This is a genomic window from Aureimonas frigidaquae (genome assembly GCF_001463905.1).
GTDB classification, from domain to species: domain Bacteria; phylum Pseudomonadota; class Alphaproteobacteria; order Rhizobiales; family Rhizobiaceae; genus Aureimonas; species Aureimonas frigidaquae.
The window spans coordinates 83,589-97,473 of sequence record NZ_BBWR01000011.1 but is presented as its reverse complement, the minus strand read 5'-3'; the positions used below and the strand labels follow the sequence as shown (position 1 = coordinate 97,473).

Genomic DNA, 13,885 nt, shown 5'->3' with positions numbered 1-13,885 from the left:
GCGTGCATCCGCCCCATGGCGGTTTGCGCGCACCGGCATCATTGCAGGAAGGACATTGCATGAGTGACGTGACACCCGCCGCGAACGGGGCGGCCGGCAATGCGGGGCAGTTCGTCGTGAACCTGCCGCTCTTCTACACCAGCCCGCTGCTCCTGCAGGCGCAGGAACATGCAGCCTACGGGATGCGCCCGGCGACGGATTCGCGCTTTGCTGCCGCTGCCACCGCAATTCCGATCGTCGGGCAGGAGTTCGCACGGGTCAGCCGGTCCTATCCGATTGTCTTCTCGATCGCCGAAGGGGCCATGCCGCTGGCCGTGACCGGGCTCGTGCCGGGGCAGAACCTGTTCGTGGATGCGGCGGGCCAGTGGCTTGCCGATTCCTACGTGCCGACTTACGTGCGCCGCTACCCCTATATCGGCATGTCGGACGGGCAGGGCGGGCCGCTGATGCTTTGCGTCGACAGTGCCTGCGACCGCCTGTCCGCCGCCGCAGTGGAGGATGCCGCCGATCCCTTCTTCGGCGATGACGGCAAGCCGACCCAGTTGAGCCTGTCGGCTATGACCCTGTGCGAGGCCTACGCCCAGCACCACGAGCGGACACGTGCCTTCGCGGCGGCGCTGGTGGAGCACGGGCTCCTGGTCGAGCGCGACCTGCGGATCAACTACCCCAGGGATGGTGCCGAAGCTTCCATCCACCTGGACGGCTTCCGCCTGGTGGACGAGGACGCCTTCCGCGCTTTGTCCGGCGACGTGCTCGCCACCTTCCATGCCAATGGCTGGCTCGATCTCGTGGCGCTCCACCTGGCGTCCCAGCTGTCCTGGCGGCGGCTGGCCGATCTGTCAGCGAGCGCAGCGCAGCAGGAAGCGGCCTGAGCCGCAAGCTGCCGCCTTTCGCATGCGCCACCATCAGCGGCGGCGCATGCATCCCACCCCGTGCTTCCCTGGAACTGCACATGACACGCCTTGGCTTCCTCTCATCCGCAATGCTGCCGCTTGTCCTGGCGGTAACGATCGGCGGCGCTGCGGCGCAAGTCCCAGTCCCGGCCGCCACCGCGCCTGCGCAAGGGGCGGCAGAGGCGCCTGCCACCCTGCCGGGTGGCGCATCCTCGCTCCGGGAAACCTATGGCGATTGGACCGTCCAGTGCTCCGTTCCGGACGGACAGCGGGTCTGCTCACTCCTGCAGACGCAGACGAAGCCGGAGAGCGGGCAGCGCATCCTGGCGATCGAGTTGCAGCCGCGGGACGGCGGCGCCGCCGGGGGCGCGCTGGTGCTGCCCTTCGGGCTGACCCTGGCAGAGGGGGCCACACTGAAAATCGATGACGCCGCGCCGGAACAGCCGATTGCCTTCAAGACCTGCCTGCCGGTGGGATGCATCATTCCCTTGTCGTTCGACGCCGGCATGGTCGGCAGGCTCGTGGCCGGCCGCAAGCTCACGGTCAACGCCGTTGCGGCGGATGTCGGCGCTCCCGTGGCGCTGACGGTCGGACTTGGCGGCATCGGGGCGGCGCTGAGCCGCACGCAGGGCCTGATGCCCTAGGCACAGGGGTCGAGCCGCGCCCCGCTCAGCCTGAAAGGCGCGTCCGGCCGTAGCCGGAATAACGCTCGAGCACGCGGGCGATCTCCGCATCCGGCAGGATGACGGGACTGCCGGCCTGGCAGGCCAGAAGATATTGCCGCGCGAGCGTCTCCAGCTTGATGGTCAGGTTCAACGCCGCTTCCAGGCTGGCACCGACTGCGATCATGCCGTGATTGGACAGAAGGCAGGCGCGTCGATCGCGCAGGGCTTCGACCGCATTGTCGGCAAGGGCCGCCGTTCCGAAGGTGGCGTAGGGTGCGCAGCGGACATCCGCACCGCCAAAGGCGGCGATCATGTAATGGAAGGCCGGGAGCGGCCGTTGCAGGCAGGACAGGGCCACGCAGCAATCGGCATGGGTGTGGATGACCGCATCGACGGCCGGATAGGCATTCAGGATCGCCCGGTGCATGTGCCATTCGCTGGACGGGACGCCATCGCCCACCACACTTCCGTCGGGCGCAAGCCGAACGATCCGGTCGGCCGTCAGCGTGGCGGCATTGGCGCCGGTCGGGCTGATGAGGAGTCCGGCGCCCGAGCGGCAGCTCACATTGCCGCTCGTTCCGTGATTATAGCCCGCCGCGTCGAGCCGCGCGACGGTGTCGACGAGCGCCTGGCGCAGCGCCCTATCGTCCGGCTTGTCCATGCCTAACCCCGTTCCATTGCGGCGAGCGCCGCCGAAAACAGATCCACGGCGCCGAGCTTGCCCGATTTCAGGCACAGGCCGATCGGATCGGGCCCCTCTGTCACGGCCGAGCCGATGCCCGGGCCGCCATAGGGGCCGACGCGCAGGCGGCGGATGCGCAGATGTTCCAGGACGGCGCCGGAGGTTTCTCCGCCCGCCACCACGAAACGCCGGACGCCGTCTTCATGGAGGGCAACGGCCAGTGAGCCGAGGATACGCTCGGCAAGGAGCGCCGCCCCCTCGCGCCCGTGCCTGCGCTGCGCCATCTCCACATCCGCCGGCCCGCCGCTGGTCGCAATGGCGACCGGCCCTTCCGCGCGATGCGCCCGCGCAAAGGCGAGCGCGGCGGCAACCGCCGCTTCGGGGTCCGCCTGGGCCGCAAGGTCGAGCCGCAGCACCTTGTGCCAGCGCTCGAACTCGGCCAGTTGCTCGAGCGTGCGCTCGGCGCAGCTTCCCGCCAGGACGACGCCGGGCCCCCTGACCGGGGCGAGCGGCGGCATGCCGGAAGCCGGCGCGGCATCGCCGGCCGCGGCGCGCCACAGCGCCGGATAGTGCTGCAGGATGGGGGCGTTCCCCGTCATCAGCGGCCAGAGCGCCGCAACGGCCGCCAAATGGGCAAGATCGGCATCGTCGATCGTATCGGCGATGAAGTAGCGTGTTCCGTCGGCCGCCTGTCGCTCGATCTCCGCCAGGATGGCCTGCGGCCCGGCCGCCACCTGCCGATGGGCGACCAGCCCGACGGGGAGGGATGTCTGGCGCTGGAGCACCCGGACGAGATCGGGGTCCGTCATCGGTGTGAGCGGATCGAAGCGCTTGGGAGAATCGGACACGAGCTGCGTGCCGACAAAGAGGTGGCCCTGGTAGACGGTGCGCCCGGCCTGCGGGGAAGCCGGGCAGAAGAGCGTGACCCGCGCGCCCGTCACCCGAAGAAGCATGTCTGCCACGGGGCCGATATTGCCGCGGTCGGTGGAATCGAAGGTGGCGCAATATTTGAAGAAGATCTGCTGCCATCCGCCCGCCAGAAGCGCGCGGGCGGCGGCTTCCATGCGGGAGACGGCGTCCTGTGGCGCGATCACGCGGGTCTTCTGCGCGATAACCATGACGGGCATGTCGTCCGACGCGTCCAGCGCGCCGGCATCCGTCGCAAAGCCGGTGGCAACGCCCTTCGCCACCAGCATGGCGGCGGTTTCCAGGCCGCCTGTCAGATCGTCCGCGACGATGCCGAGGCGGCGCATGGGCGGGAGCGGCCCGGTCGGGGTGCTGGGCACGCGCACGGCCATCAGTCCATCAGCATCCCGCCATTCATGTCGACGATCTCACCGGTGATGAAGCCGGCCCTCTCGCTGGCGAGATACGACACGCAATGGGCGACTTCCTCGGCGCTGCAGAACCGGCCGACGGGAATGTCCCGCAGCTGGGCCTGCCGCTGCGCTTCGGTCAGCTGCTCGGTGACCATCGGCGTCAGCACATAGCCGGGCGCGATGCCGTTGACGGTGATGGACTGCGCCGCCGTCTCCCGGGCGAGCGAAAAGGTCAGGACGCCGAGCCCGCCCTTGGAGGTGGCATAGGCCGTGCCGGCCGTCAGGCCGCCCGTCTTCATGGACAGGGAGCAGATGTTGACGATGCGCCCCCAGCCGGCGGCGCGCATGTCGGCCAGTGCCAGGCGCGACAGGATGAAGGGCGCATCCAGGTTCACGGCCATGATGGCCCGCCATTCCTCGAGTGTGGTTGCGGCAGCCTTGTTGTTGGACAGGATGCCGGCATTGTTGACGAGGATCTGCACCGGCCCTTCTGCGGCCGTCGTCGATGCCCAGGCAGCCTCGACCGCGGCGGCATCGGTGATGTCGAGCGCCAGCGGCACGATCCGGTCCGGCGCCTGCGCCGCCAGATCGTTGAGGGCGGCTTCCTGCAGGTCGACGGCCACCACGCGGTGGCCATCGGTGACCAGCTGGCGCGTGATGGCGCTCCCCATCGTGCCGGCGGCGCCCGTCACCACGGCCAGCCGCCCCGTATCCTGAATCATTCTTGAGCTCCATCCCATCCGGCCAACGCGCAACCAGCTACACATATCGGCCGACAGCTTTCAAGGTGCATGACGCATGATGCATCATCCTTGACAGGTTTTCAGTCTTCGTGCCACGGTCGGGGCGAAAGGTCGGGTCCGCTGCGTCGTTGGGCAGGGGCGACGCGACCGGCCGAGGGCCGGCAAGAGCCTGGAGGAGATGCGAGGGTGACCATGCTGGCGGCCAGGAGGAACGGGCTCGCGGAACTGTCCAGGACCGTGTTCTGGGCGGCCCTTGCCATTCCCGCATGCCCGGCGCTCGTGCAGCTCTTCGTCACGGCCGCCATCGTCCAGCCGCGGCTGATGAGCGTGCCCTTCCTTCTGATCGTCCTGCGCCAGGCGGTGCCTCTGGCGCTGGCTGCGCTCGGCCAGTGCCTTCCCATGATCGGCCGCTCGATCGATCTGTCGATCGGCGGGGTCATCGCCGTGGTCAACGTCACGCTGGCGCTGCCAAGCTTTTCGCGTGGGCCGGTGCTTCTGTCGCTGGCCTTCCCGCTCATCTTCGGTGCCTGTGTCGGCCTGTTCAATGCGGCGCTGATCGCCTATGTGCGCGCCTCTTCGGTGGTGGTGACGCTGGGCGTGTCGGTCATGCTGGTCGGGGTCAGCTACCTTGTCAGCGGCGGCGCGCCGGGCGGCAGCGTCCATCCCTTCATCCGCGAGATCGCGACGGGCCGGCTGGGCATGCTGCCGGTGGCCGGCATCCTGGTCCTCGTCGTGGCCGCGGGAGCGGCGGTCCTGTTGCGGGTCAGCACCTTCGGCCACGCCCTCCAGGCGACGGGCGCCAGCTACTCGGCCGCCTGGCTGGGCGGCATCGCCGTGCGCCGGCAGCTCGTCGTCGCGCATATGTTAAGCGGTCTGTTCGCCGGCCTCGCGGGGATCGTGCTGACCGGCTACATCGGCACGGGCACGCTCAATCTCGGCGCGGACCTCGTCATGGCGTCGATCGCCGCCGTGGTCCTGGGCGGTACCAGTTTCGGCGGGGGCGCGGGCGGCATCGTCGGCGTGGTCGCCGGGGCCTATGCGCTGACCTTCCTGGCCAATCTTCTGACGGGCGTGGGCCTGGGCAAGCCGGCCCAGCTCATCCTGCAGGGTGCGATCATCGCCGGCGCGGCCGCCCTGGCCCGGTGGCGCGAACGCTGAGTTACGGCAGATACGAACACTTCCCGGTCACCGGCGGAGGACTGTGCCCCAAGGCACATGTGAAGGAGGAGGAAACCCAATGTCATTGAAGATGCTATTCCTGGCGGGCACGATCCTAGCCGGCGCCGCGGCTCCGGCGCTGGCGGAAGTTCCCCAGCTGAACCCCGCTCTGTCGCCCGTGGCCGGATCGCCCATGGTCGACCGGCCGAAATCGGACAAGGAATCCTTCGTCCTGGGCTTCTCCAACATATCGGTGGTCAACACCTGGCGCGTCCAGATGGTGGAGGAGCTCAAGCACGAGGCTTCGCTCCATCCGGAAATCTCCGAGATGATCGTGTCGGATGCCGGCGGCGACGTGAACCGCCAGGTGGCCGACATCGAAAGCCTCATCGCCCGCGGCGTCGATGCGCTGCTCGTGGCGCCGGGATCGGAAGTCGCGCTGAACACGGCGCTCGACAAGGCCTATGATGCCGGCATCCCGGTCATCATCTTCTCGTCCAACGCCACGCCCAAGAACTACACTGTCAAGCTCCTGGCGGACGACGCGCAGTTCGGCCGCGACGGGGCGAAGTACCTGGCCGAAGCGCTGGGCGGCAAGGGCAACGTCCTCGCCATCCGGGGCATTTCCGGCAACTCCATCGACAATGACCGCTTCCGCGGCGTCGAGGAGGTCTTTGCGGATCATCCGGACATCAAGATCATCGACCAGGGCTTCGGCGACTGGGCCTATGACAAGGGAAAGCAGGTCTGCGAATCCCTGCTCATCGCCCATCCGGACGTGCAGGGGGTCTGGTCCTCCGGCGGCGCCATGACCCAGGCCTGCGCCGAGGTGGCCGAGGAGAACGGCCTGCCGATGATCCCCATGACGGGAGAGGCGAATAACGGCTTCCTGCGCATCTGGAAGGAAAAGGACCTTCAGAGCGTGGCGCCGATCAGCCCCACCTGGTTCGGCCAGCAGGGCGTGATCGCGGCGCTGCGGGTCCTGGAAGGGGAGCCCATCGCCAAGGACAATCTCGTCAACCCGGCGCCCATCACCAAGGAACAGATCGACGAATATTACCGCCCCGATCTGAACGATTCCTACTGGGTCGGCTCCACCCTGCCGGACGAGACCCTCGTCGAAATGTACAAAAAGTAGACGGGACCCCGGCATGCTCCTGGAAGCACGTGACATCGCCAAATCCTTCGGGCCCGTGCACGCGCTGCGCGGCGCCTCGCTGAGCCTGCGGGCAGGCAGCGTGCACGCCGTGCTGGGCGAGAACGGGGCCGGCAAATCCACCCTGATGAAGATCATCTCGGGTGTGTTCCGGCCGACCTCGGGAAGCCTGAGCCTGTTCGGCGCGCCGGTCGATTGGCACAGCGCGGAAGAAGCGCGCGCGGCGGGCGTGTCCACCATCTTCCAGGAGTTCATCCTTCTGCCCAACCTGTCCGTGGCCGAGAACCTGTTTCTCGGCCGCGAACCGCGCAACGCGCTCGGGCTGGTCGATCGCGGCCGCATGGCCGGCGAGGCCCGCCGCATCCTGTCGACGGTCGGGCTCGACATCGATCCCGACCGGGTGACATCCAGCCTGCGCGTGGCCGAGCAGCAGATGGTGGAAATCGCCAAGGGGGTGATGCGCGATGCGCGGATCTTTGTCTTCGACGAGCCGACCGCTGCGCTGGGCGACCGCGAGGCGCAGAAGCTCTTCTCGCTGATCCGCAAGCTGCAGGCGGACGGCAAGGGTGTCCTCTACATCTCGCATCGCCTGCCGGAACTGTTCGAGCTCTGCGACGAGGTGACCGTCCTGAAGGATGGCCAGTTCGCCGGCCACTACCGCATGGCGGACACGAATGCGGACGAACTCGTCACCGCCATGGTGGGCCGCTCGCTCGACCAGCTTTACCCGCCGCGCCGCGCTGCCGGCATGGGCGGCGCGCCGGCTCTGCAATTGACGGGCGTTGCCGCCAAGGGCCTGGCCGGACCGGTGAACCTGACCGTCGGGCGCAACGAGATCGTCGGGCTGGCCGGGCTGGAAGGCCAGGGCCAGATCGAGATCACCCGCGCCATCTACGAGGGGCACGCCCTGAGCGCGGGGGAGATCCTGATCGACGGGGCGCCGCTCGGTGCGGGCGGGCCGGCCGGCGGCATCGCGGCCGGGATCGGCCTCATCCCCGAAGACCGCAAGGCCGACGGGCTCTATCTGTCCTTGAGCGTCGCGCGCAACATCACGGCCGGGCTTCTGCCCGGGCGCGGCCTCTGGCGGCGGGCGCCGACGGCCAAGGGCGCCGTCACCGAGCAGGTCCGGCGCCTGGCGATCCGGCTGCGCCATGTCGGGCAGGCGATCCGCGAATTGTCCGGCGGCAACCAGCAGAAGGTCCTGCTCGCCCGCTGGCTCGTGCGCGGCGTGCGGCTCCTGATCTGCGAGGAGCCGACACGCGGCGTCGACATCGGCGCCAAGTCCGAAATCTACGCCTTGCTGCGGGAACTGGCGGATGCCGGAATTCCGGTGCTCGTGACCTCACGCGAGCTGCCGGAGCTGATCGGCCTCTGCGACCGGATCGTGGTGATCCGGGAGGGCGCCACGGTGGCCGAGTTCGCCGGGGCGGATGCGAGCGAGGAAGCGATCATGGCCGCGGCCATCAAAGGGGGGCGGTCATGAAGCTCAAGACAGTGACCACCGCCGTCGGGCTGCGACGCCTGTCGGCGGTGCCGGTCTTCCTGATGATCCTGGCCCTGGCGGTGGCGCTCGGCATATCCTCGCCGCATGCCCTGTCCTTCCAGAACATCGTCAACATCCTGAACCAGCAGGTCAGCCTGATCCTGGTGACGATCGGCCAGACGCTGGTCATCCTGACGGGCGGGCTCGACCTTTCGGTGGGATCGGTCGTGTCCATGACCACCGCCATCGTCAGCCACGATCTGCCCTACGCCGTGCCGCTGGCCGTGGCCGCGGCCCTGACGGTGGGGCTCGTCAATGCCATCGGCATCCTGCGGCTCGGCGTCCATCCGATCCTGATGACCCTGTCGACCATGACGGCGGTGCAGGGCATCGCCCTGTTTATCCGGCCGATCCCCGGCGGCCAGGTTCCGGACTGGATGAGCCGCTATTCCGCCACGGCCATCGGCGGCGTGCCGGTCGCCGTCCTGGCGGCGGCGGTGCTGGTCATCCTGTCGGGCATTCTCGTGGCGCGCAGCCGGTTCGGCCTGCACCTGATGGCGACCGGCGCCTCGGAGGACAGCGCGCTTCTGGGCGGCGTCAACACACGGATGGTGATCCTGTGGGCCTACCTCCTGTCGTCGCTCTTTGCGTGTCTGGGCGGGCTGAACCTCGCCGCGCGGCTGGCCAGCGGGGACCCGCTCGTCGGCGCCGCCTTCTCGATCGATTCGATCGCCGCTACCGCCCTTGGCGGCACGCAGCTTTCGGGCGGGCTCGGGGGCATTGCCGGTCCCGTGACCGGGGTCCTGTTCCTGGCGCTGCTCGGCAACGGGCTGAACCTCCTGAACATATCCACCTACTACCAGATGATCATCAAGGGTGCGCTTCTGATCCTTGCCGTCAGTGCACACCGGCGTAACCAGCCCGGCCTGTGAGCCGGACTACGGCAGGAAGGAACCGTCATGGACATCAAGGCCATCGTCGACTGCAAGACCATCCTGGGCGAGGGCCCGCTCTGGGACGTCGAGGAACAGAAGCTCTACTGGATCGACAGCTATGGCGGCCGCATCTTCCGCGCCGACCAGGACGGGCAGGGCGTGGAAAGCTGGAGCGTCCCCCAGCGGATCGGCTCCATGGCGCTGCGCCGGCAGGGTGGGGCGGTCCTGTCCCTGGCCGACGGGTTCCACCTGTTCGATTTCGCCACCGGGGTCGCCGAGCCGCTGCGCCAGATCGAGCATCTCGGCCCGACCGTGCGCATGAACGACGGAAAAGTCGACAGGCGGGGCCGCTTCGTCGCCGGGAGCATGGACACGACGGAAGAAGCGCCGCTCGGCTTCATCTACAGCCTCGGCACGGACCACACCGTCACGCGGCTCGACGCAGGCATCACCGTCTCCAACGGGCCCTGCTGGAGCCCCGATCATTCGATCTTCTATTTTGCCGACAGCCGGTCCCGCGCCATCTGGGCCTATGATTACGATGTCGAAACCGGGCAGGCGCACAACAAGCGCAAGTTCTGCGAGTTCGGGCCGGAAGACGGCCTTCCCGACGGCGCCACGGTCGATGCGGAAGGCTGCGTGTGGAGCGCCGGCGTCTACAAGAGCAAGATCCACCGCTTCGATCCGGACGGCCGCTCGATGCAGGTCATCGACATGCCGGTGGTCTGCGTCACCTCCGTCATGTTCGGCGGGCCGCAGCTCGACCGCCTTTACGTGACCTCGATGCTGCAGGCGCCGGTGCCCGGCGTGACGGAAACCGGGCCGCTCGCCGGTTCCCTCTTCGTCATCGACGGGCTCGGGGTCCGGGGCTTGCCCGAGTACCGCTACGAGGGTTAAGCCCGGCAGATCCCCGGGGAGGGCTGTCCCGCCCGGGGGACGATGCGCAGCCTGAAGGGTCCGTCATGCCACCGAAAGTCCTGGTCAAAGCGAACCTGTCCGAGCAGATCTACCGGAACCTGCGGCTCGGCCTGATGGACGGCGAGTTCCGGCCCGGCCAGCGGCTGACCATCTCGTCCGTGGCCGAGCAATACGGCACGTCCATCACCCCCGTGCGTGAAGCCATCTTCCGCCTGGCGAGCGAGCAGGCGCTGGAGGTGAAGGCGTCGACTTCCGTCGTGGTGCCCGATCTCACCAACCGGAACCTTCGGGAGATCGTCGCCATCCGCAAGGAACTGGAAGGCATGGCCGCAAGGCATGTCGGCCGGATCGCGACGCCGGAGATGATCGCGGCGCTGGAGGCGCAGAACGCCATGTTCGTGGCGGCCGCCGGGCGTGACCCGCGCGATGCGGCCCAGGCCAATCGCGACTTCCACTTCCTGATCCTGCGCTATGCGCAGATGCCCTATGTGGAAGCGGTCTGCGAGAATATGTGGGCCTTGATGGGGCCGTTCCTGCGCACCTTCCACGAAGAGGTGCCGGTCCGCCGGCTCGCGGGCAAGGACCACCTGCATTTCCGCTTCCTGGCCGCACTGAAGGCCGGCGACGCGGATGCCGCCGGCCGCGCCATGCAGGACGACATCGCCTGGAGCGACGAATTGATCGCCCGCCGGGAGGAACTGGCAGCCGCCGCAGCGGCCGGGGCTGACCCGCGCCGTCAGGCGATGGAGTAGCCGCCATCCACGGGCAGGACGACGCCATGCACATAGGCGGCATCGGGCCCGGTCAGGAAGGCGATGACATTGGCCACGTCCGCCGGCTCCGCCCAGCGTCCCAGCGGTATGCGGGCGGTGATGCGCGGCCCGCGCTCGGGATCGTTCTTCGCCCCGATCGCCATGCGCGTCAGCACCCAGCCCGGCGCCACGGCGTTGACACGGATGCCCTCCGGCCCCCAGGCAACGGCCATCGACCGTGTCAGGCCCATGATGCCGGCCTTGGACGAGGCATAGGCGGGGGATTTGGGCGAGCCGAAATAGCTCCACATGGACGCGATGTTGACGATGGAGCCGCCGGCCGCGCGCAGCTTGTCACGGGCCGCGTTGCCGGCGGCAAGGCTCGCCGTCAGGTTGACGTCGAGAACCAGCTTGAAATCGTCGAGCCCCCATTCGCGCTCCTGGCGCAGGATGCCGGCACAGTTGACGAGGGCATCGACGCGCTCGGCCGTGGCGACAAGGCGCTCCAGCTCATCCTGCCGCGTCACGTCGGTCGGCACGAACTCCACCCCGGCCGGCAGTTCGTCCTCGGTGTCGAGCCCGCCGGCGATGACGCGGTAGCCGTCGGCGGCCAGGCGCCTGCAGGTCGCAAGGCCGATGCCCGTGCCGCCGCCGGTGACGATCGCAGTCTTCATTCCGTTTCCTCCCCCAATCATGGCGCGGCTCAGCCGCGCAGGAACCCTTCGGCCACCTCCCGGATCCCCGGCCCGTCCAGCTTGTAATGGGCGTAGAGATGGGTCGGCGGCGCGATGAGGCTGTATTCGTCATACAGGCCGTGGCGCTTCAGGCGAATGCCTTTGCCTTCGTCCGTCAGCACTTCGGCAACGGCGGCCCCGAGGCCGCCGAGCACGTTGTGCTCTTCCACCGTCATGAGCTTGGCGGTCCGGCTGCGATCGGCCGCTTCCAGGATGGCCGCGCGGTCGATGGGCTTGATCGAAGCCATGTCGATGACGCCGACCGAATGCCCCGCGGCGTTGAGCGCCGCCGCCGCCTCCAGCGCGCCGTGCACGGCCATGCCGCAGGCGATAATGGTGAGCTCCTCGCCGAAGCCGTGCACATGCGCCTTGCCGAAGGCGAACTGCGTGCCGCCCGGATAGACGACCGGATCGCGCCCGCGGCCGATGCGGATGTAGATCGGCTTGTCCAGCGTGGCCGAGGCCGCGATCACGGCTTCGAGCTGCGGCCCGTCGGACGGCGAAACGACGACGAGGTCGGCGATCGAACGCATGGTGCCGATATCTTCCGTCGCATGGTGCGAGGTGCCGTAGAAGCCGAGTGAGATGCCCGTGTGATGGCCGATCAGCCGCACGGGCTGGCCGCCATAGGCGACATCCATCCGGATCTGCTCGCAGGCCAGGAGCGCCAGGAAGGACGCGAAGGTCGCCACGAAGGGGATGACGCCCGTCGTCGCCATGCCGGCCGCCGTTGACACCATGTTCTGTTCGGAAATGCCGAAGGAGATGTAGCGGTCGGGATAGGCGGCCGCAAAGCGGTTCAACCCGTTGGAATATTGCAGGTCCGCCGAGCCGGCCACGACATTGTGCCCGCCTTCGACCAGCGCAATGAGCCCATTGGACAGATGGTCGAGGCCCGGGTTCTTCGCGTTCAGGCCGCGATACTGCCAGGAATTGGGGGATTTGGGAGCGTTCATGTCAGATCACCTGCGCACGGATTTCGTCGATGGCGTCATCGGCGTCCGAGGGGTCCAGCCAGCCCAGGTGCCAGCCCGGCTCCGTCTCCATGTAGGAGACGCCCTTGCCCTTCACGGTGCGGGCGATGACGAGCGCCGGACGGCTGCGCGTGTCGTCCGCCCGCAGGCGCCGCAGGAGCTCGGTCACGGCCGCGATGTCGTGTCCGTCCACGTCATGAACCTCCCATCCGAATGCGCGCCACTTGGCGTCCAGCGGCTCGATCGCCATGACGTCGTCCACGCGGCCGTCGAGCTGGTAGCCATTGCGATCGACGATGCCGATGAGGTGGCCGAGCTTGTTCTGCGCGGCGAAGAGGGCGGCTTCCCAGACCTGGCCTTCCTGCATCTCGCCATCGCCCATCATGCAGAAGACGCTGTAGGACTTGCCGGTCCAGCGCTGCGCAAGCGCGATGCCGATGGCGTTGGACAGCGCATGCCCGATGGAGCCGGACGAGAAATCGACCCCCGGCACCTTGCGCATGTCCGGATGGTCGCCGAGCGGGCTGCCGAGCCGGGTATAATCGTCCAGCCATTCGGCAGGAAAGAAGCCGAGATCGGCATAGATGGGAAAGAGCCCCACGGCGGCGTGGCCCTTGCCGATGGTGAAACGGTCCCGCTCGTCCCAGGCGGGATCGCCGTGCCGCAGCTTCATCACGTCGTAATAGAGGGCGGAGAAGACCTCCGCTGCCGAGAAGACCGAGCTGTAATGGCCCGTCTTGGCAATGTCGATCAGGCGGATCGTCTCCAGCCGGATGAACTGGGCGCGCTCGCGCAGGCGCTCGATGGTCGCCGCGTCCGGAACGTAACTGTTGTTCCCGATGGATGGCTCTGGCGATGGCATGGTTCCCGTAGCCTTTCGGAAGAGGGGGTCGGACCTGTCGGCGGGGCCACGCGCCACGATCGCCGTCACTGCTTTCTACCGCCCCATGATGCATCTTGCAAGGATGATGCATCATGGATGATGCCTCTTAAGCGGGGATTGGCAGCGTCTCGATCGTAATGTCGGCGATGGCCGCATGCTCCACCCGCACATGGGCCAGCGTGACCGGCAGGCGAAAGCGGCGCGGGCCCGCACTTCCGGGGTTGAGTAAAGCCGTTTCGCCCACCCGTTCCAGAAGCGGCTTGTGGGAATGGCCGAAGATCGCGAGCTGTATGCCGGACAGAGCGGCATTGCCCGGCAGGTCGCCGCGCTTGTGGACCATGCAGACGGATATGCCGAACAGGTCGAGCCGCAGCGTGGCCGGCAGCATGCGGGCCCAGGTGCCCGTGTCGATATTGCCGGCAATGGCGGTGACCGGCGCGATGGCCTGCAGCGCCGGCAGGATGGCGGGGCTGCCCACATCGCCCGCATGGAGGATATGGTCGACGCCGGCCAGCGCTGCCAGCGCCTCGGGCCGCATCAGGCCATGCGTGTCGGACAGGATGCCGATGGTGGGCATGGACGTCTCCGGG

General features: G+C 68.1%; 15 protein-coding genes. 8 read left to right on the top strand and 7 right to left on the bottom strand.

Features of this window, described 5'->3' with window-relative positions:
• Positions 1–59: 59 nt before the first annotated feature.
• Both AUL30_RS12035 and AUL30_RS12030 read left to right on the top strand, forming a co-directional pair.
• Entirely contained in the window at positions 60–872 is an 813-nt protein-coding gene (locus AUL30_RS12035; RefSeq protein ID WP_083507896.1) for a SapC family protein, read from the top strand.
• An 80-nt stretch (positions 873–952) separates the two neighbouring features.
• The gene (locus AUL30_RS12030; RefSeq protein ID WP_062228132.1) at positions 953–1,537 is read left to right on the top strand and encodes an invasion associated locus B family protein; all 585 of its coding nucleotides are present in this window, start codon (positions 953–955) and stop codon (positions 1,535–1,537) included.
• Positions 1,538–1,562: 25 nt separating this feature from the next.
• Here the strand turns inward: AUL30_RS12030 and AUL30_RS12025 are convergent, their stop codons facing one another.
• From AUL30_RS12025 to AUL30_RS12015, 3 genes are read right to left on the bottom strand one after another with little or no spacing between them, the layout of a single operon-like run.
• Positions 1,563–2,219 (bottom strand): class II aldolase/adducin family protein, encoded by a 657-nt coding sequence (locus AUL30_RS12025; RefSeq protein WP_062228131.1) that lies wholly within the window; start codon positions 2,217–2,219, stop codon positions 1,563–1,565.
• Positions 2,220–2,221: 2 nt separating this feature from the next.
• Positions 2,222–3,532, bottom strand: coding sequence for a 3-oxo-tetronate kinase (gene otnK, locus AUL30_RS12020; RefSeq protein ID WP_244490809.1), 1,311 nt, complete (start codon positions 3,530–3,532; stop codon positions 2,222–2,224).
• Between the two features lie 5 nt (positions 3,533–3,537).
• On the bottom strand, positions 3,538–4,281 hold the full coding sequence (locus AUL30_RS12015) for an SDR family NAD(P)-dependent oxidoreductase (RefSeq protein WP_083507895.1): 744 nt from the start codon (positions 4,279–4,281) through the stop codon (positions 3,538–3,540).
• Positions 4,282–4,494: 213 nt separating this feature from the next.
• Here AUL30_RS12015 and AUL30_RS12010 point away from each other — a divergent pair, with 213 nt between their 5' ends.
• The 6 genes from AUL30_RS12010 to AUL30_RS11985 all read left to right on the top strand — a co-directional run bounded on the left by AUL30_RS12010 (position 4,495) and on the right by AUL30_RS11985 (position 10,704).
• A complete protein-coding gene (locus tag AUL30_RS12010) occupies positions 4,495–5,460 on the top strand; it encodes an ABC transporter permease (RefSeq protein ID WP_062228129.1) in 966 nt (321 codons plus the stop codon).
• 79 nt (positions 5,461–5,539) lie between these two features.
• The gene (locus AUL30_RS12005) at positions 5,540–6,598 is read left to right on the top strand and encodes an ABC transporter substrate-binding protein (RefSeq protein WP_083507893.1); all 1,059 of its coding nucleotides are present in this window, start codon (positions 5,540–5,542) and stop codon (positions 6,596–6,598) included.
• Positions 6,599–6,611: 13 nt separating this feature from the next.
• A complete protein-coding gene (locus tag AUL30_RS12000; protein WP_062228127.1) occupies positions 6,612–8,099 on the top strand; it encodes a sugar ABC transporter ATP-binding protein in 1,488 nt (495 codons plus the stop codon).
• Positions 8,096–9,031 carry an ABC transporter permease gene (locus tag AUL30_RS11995; protein ID WP_062228126.1) on the top strand — a complete coding sequence of 312 codons (936 nt, stop codon included), beginning with the start codon at positions 8,096–8,098 and terminating at the stop codon, positions 9,029–9,031. The genes AUL30_RS12000 and AUL30_RS11995 overlap by 4 nt, the downstream gene beginning before the upstream one ends.
• A gap of 27 nt (positions 9,032–9,058) precedes the next feature.
• On the top strand, positions 9,059–9,931 hold the full coding sequence (locus AUL30_RS11990; protein WP_062228125.1) for an SMP-30/gluconolactonase/LRE family protein: 873 nt from the start codon (positions 9,059–9,061) through the stop codon (positions 9,929–9,931).
• Positions 9,932–9,996: 65 nt separating this feature from the next.
• Positions 9,997–10,704, top strand: a complete 708-nt coding sequence (locus tag AUL30_RS11985) for a GntR family transcriptional regulator (protein WP_062228124.1) — start codon at positions 9,997–9,999, stop codon at positions 10,702–10,704.
• Here the strand turns inward: AUL30_RS11985 and AUL30_RS11980 are convergent.
• The 4 genes from AUL30_RS11980 to AUL30_RS11965 all read right to left on the bottom strand — a co-directional run bounded on the left by AUL30_RS11980 (position 10,689) and on the right by AUL30_RS11965 (position 13,872).
• Positions 10,689–11,378: an SDR family NAD(P)-dependent oxidoreductase gene (locus AUL30_RS11980; protein WP_062228123.1), complete on the bottom strand. Its 690-nt coding sequence runs from the start codon at positions 11,376–11,378 to the stop codon at positions 10,689–10,691. The genes AUL30_RS11985 and AUL30_RS11980 overlap by 16 nt on opposite strands.
• Before the next feature lie 29 nt (positions 11,379–11,407).
• Positions 11,408–12,394, bottom strand: a complete 987-nt coding sequence (locus AUL30_RS11975; RefSeq protein ID WP_062228122.1) for a transketolase family protein — start codon at positions 12,392–12,394, stop codon at positions 11,408–11,410.
• A gap of 1 nt (position 12,395) precedes the next feature.
• Positions 12,396–13,274 (bottom strand): transketolase, encoded by an 879-nt coding sequence (locus AUL30_RS11970; protein WP_062228121.1) that lies wholly within the window; start codon positions 13,272–13,274, stop codon positions 12,396–12,398.
• A 127-nt stretch (positions 13,275–13,401) separates the two neighbouring features.
• On the bottom strand, positions 13,402–13,872 hold the full coding sequence (locus AUL30_RS11965) for a metallophosphoesterase family protein (protein ID WP_062228120.1): 471 nt from the start codon (positions 13,870–13,872) through the stop codon (positions 13,402–13,404).
• Positions 13,873–13,885: the final 13 nt, after the last annotated feature.